We start from the raw sequence: 2,768 nt of genomic DNA, 5'->3' as shown, positions 1-2,768 counted from the left end.
GTGAGCAGCTTCAGCGGTTACAGCCGGAGGAGCATTACTGGCGGGCTGTTGAATCGAAACGCACAAGCCAGTAAATTTACAACGGTTTTCAGATACAGGAGCATGTTCATCATGGCTAAAAGCAAAATTGGGACGCAAGACGATTTCCCCAGAGGCCAGGTCAAGGCCTGCAAGGTTGCGGGTATGGATCTTGCCGTCTATGCACTGAACGACGGTTATTATGCCACACAGGCCAGATGCACTCACCTGAAGGCGTCATTAACGGACGGCAAAATCATTGATGATCAACTCATCCAATGCCATCGGCACCACGCGCGTTTTGATATCCGCACCGGCGAGGTCGTGGACTGGGCCAGCTTCCCCCCAGGTATTCAGTTGCTTAATTTTATATGTCCCAGAAAGGCGCTCAAAACCTTCCCGGTGAGCGTGGAAGACGGCGCACTCTACGTCGAAACCTCATAACTCAAACCCCAAGGCCCGCAGTTTCGCCTTGGCGACGCTATGGCCAAGGGCCGCCGCCTTCCCAAGCCACTGGATACCGAGCGCATGGTTTTTCTCGACGCCAATCCCGTTGAGGTGGCAGATTGAGAGCCACTCCATGGCGTCCGCATGCCCCTTTTTCGCCGCGGCCTCAAACCAAACAGCGGCGATTTTGCAGGCATTAGCCGCATAAAAATAGGTGCCGACATTGTTCATACCGTCGGCATCCCCCGCCTCCGCCCGCGCGATCTCCTGAACGCAGGCGTCCGCCATATCCATGGGTATGTAAGCGGCCATGCTGGCCAGGTCTATTTCCCACATCAGTCCACCGGGGCCACGCTCGGCATGGACCCGCTTGCCGCTTATCGACCCGGACTCCAGCCAGTTATTGATCGTTCGCACGGATTTACCCGCCAATAGAGCCGCGGTTTGGGTGCTGATGTATGTGGATGAATTCTTAGACAGATCCATTAGCATCTCCTTTTTTTCTGAGTTTCCACGGGCTTCCATGGAAATAAGTCTAGCATTTCCACGCACACAGATGAAAATCTTGATGCTTTACCGCACTTCCACACAATCGCGTGGAAGAGAGTTCAAGCGACGGAGGCTATTTCTACGTTCAAACGTGGAAATTCCGCGAGTTTCTTTGGGAGATGTATGTTTTCAGCTCCACATTCCTCCACCAATAATGCCCTGTGGCGTGCATGGGAAATATAATTACCCAGTAGTTCAGGGATGTTACGCACTATACAACATCATACCGACTTATCTTGGCACGAATTATGCATACTGCATGACAGCCCACGCACGTTGCCTGGGTGGCTATTCACTCCACCAAGGAGATTTACTCATGAGCAAATTTGTAGAAAAGGCGCAGGCCAGCGCCGAAGCCGGTTTCACCCTCATCGAACTGATGATCGTCATTGCCATCATCGGCATTTTGGCGGCTATCGCCATCCCGCAGTATGAGCAGTACATTGTGACCTCCAAGGCTACAACGGTCACGCAGGATTTTCATCAGATGGTCACCCAAGGGACTGCAGCGGTTGCAGCGGCGTCGGCAGGGCAGACAACAAGCGTCTCTCTTCCTGGTGCGGCACCAAATGCCACGTCTGGAGCGGCCGAGGGTTGCGCATTCTCGACTACTAGCACATTACCAATCTCCCCTACGAACAGTACATTCAATGTTACAGTGGATTGTACTCAAGCCGGTACGTCAATTCAAAACGCTGTCAGTGCAGCATTGTCTGCCATGAATCTGCAAGGTTCTGGTGCTACAGGAGGTACGACGAATACCTCTATATGTACAGGGGGACAGTGTGTAGCCACCATCGACGCCAATGGTGGTGTCACCTACGCGCAGTAAATTCGTAGTAATCTGCACCCCCTCTGGGGTGCATCTTTCGGACAGTGCTCTGACCTCGGCTTTACCACCCCAGAACCCTTTCGGAAAGGTTTTCCCCATGATTGCGCATTACAGCCCCTTGGCGGGACAGGACGACTTCACCCTCGTTGATCTGGTGATCCTTAATAGCGTTATGCAAGTGACAAACGGTACAGCGTCATGAGTAGCTCAATGGAAGGCGGAGATGTTTGAGCCCACCATTCTTGCCGCCCTCGTCAGCACGGGGCTTCTCCTGAAATACTGGCGTCAAGTCAAAGACCAGCAAATCATTCTTGGTTTCCTGTTCTTTGCCGTGACCATGGGCATGTTTACGCAGTATTGGGGCATTACAGGGCTGCATCTATTTACCGGCGGCTTCGTGATCTGGCCCGTACTCGTTCTGCTCCTGGGGGATCGCTTCCCTTGGCTATTGGCCTACCCACTGACTTTTATCGGCACCCTGATCCCGGACCTTTACGACGCGGGCACCGCGGCAGACTGGCAAAATGGCTGGTTCTTCGACGTAGGGGGTGCGGGATTCCGTGACGGGCTTTTTCTCGTGCCCCTGGAAACCCTGATGGCGGCGGCCATGCTGAACAAGTTCGGAATATTCATGCGCAAACGCGGCTATTTCAGTAGAAGGATGAATCTCGAAAAGGATACTTATCCCAAGGATAGAGACAGACGTGCCCGATAAGAAACCACAGGAGCAGCAACATGAACGAAAGCGACCGCCAAACCCGCATTAGTCAACTCCAGAACCATCGCCATGCCCTGCTTCAACAACGCGACAGGCGGGGCGCACCCATCGCTTCCATTGACATGGAGCTCAACGTGGTGCGCAGCGAGTTGCAGGCGCTGTATGAAACCGGACGGAAGCCGCCGCAGCGTCATCCCTCTGCCC

At 53.7% G+C, this 2,768-nt stretch carries 5 protein-coding genes; 4 read left to right on the top strand and 1 reads right to left on the bottom strand.

Annotation, left to right across the window (positions count from 1 at the left end):
* A partial coding sequence (locus HF921_RS09980; RefSeq protein WP_226834443.1) for a Rieske (2Fe-2S) protein occupies positions 1–462 on the top strand: 462 nt, incomplete at its 5' end.
* On the opposite strand, the gene HF921_RS09975 is transcribed toward HF921_RS09980, so the two are convergent.
* Positions 457–951, bottom strand: coding sequence for a tetratricopeptide repeat protein (locus HF921_RS09975; RefSeq protein ID WP_215893747.1), 495 nt, complete (start codon positions 949–951; stop codon positions 457–459). The two genes, HF921_RS09980 and HF921_RS09975, sit on opposite strands and share 6 nt — an antisense overlap.
* Before the next feature lie 379 nt (positions 952–1,330).
* On the opposite strand from HF921_RS09975, the gene HF921_RS13545 reads away from it, so the two are divergent.
* The 3 genes from HF921_RS13545 to HF921_RS09960 all read left to right on the top strand — a co-directional run.
* Positions 1,331–1,846 (top strand): prepilin-type N-terminal cleavage/methylation domain-containing protein, encoded by a 516-nt coding sequence (locus HF921_RS13545; RefSeq protein WP_215893746.1) that lies wholly within the window; start codon positions 1,331–1,333, stop codon positions 1,844–1,846.
* Between the two features lie 223 nt (positions 1,847–2,069).
* Positions 2,070–2,561, top strand: a complete 492-nt coding sequence (locus HF921_RS09965; protein ID WP_215893745.1) for a hypothetical protein — start codon at positions 2,070–2,072, stop codon at positions 2,559–2,561.
* Between the two features lie 20 nt (positions 2,562–2,581).
* The coding region (locus tag HF921_RS09960; protein WP_215893744.1) for a hypothetical protein at positions 2,582–2,768 on the top strand (187 nt) is incomplete at its 3' end.

This window comes from Acidithiobacillus ferriphilus, from assembly GCF_018854775.1.
GTDB lineage: Bacteria > Pseudomonadota > Gammaproteobacteria > Acidithiobacillales > Acidithiobacillaceae > Acidithiobacillus > Acidithiobacillus ferriphilus.
Note: the sequence above shows the minus strand (reverse complement) of the source record. Positions and strands in the feature narration are given on the sequence as shown.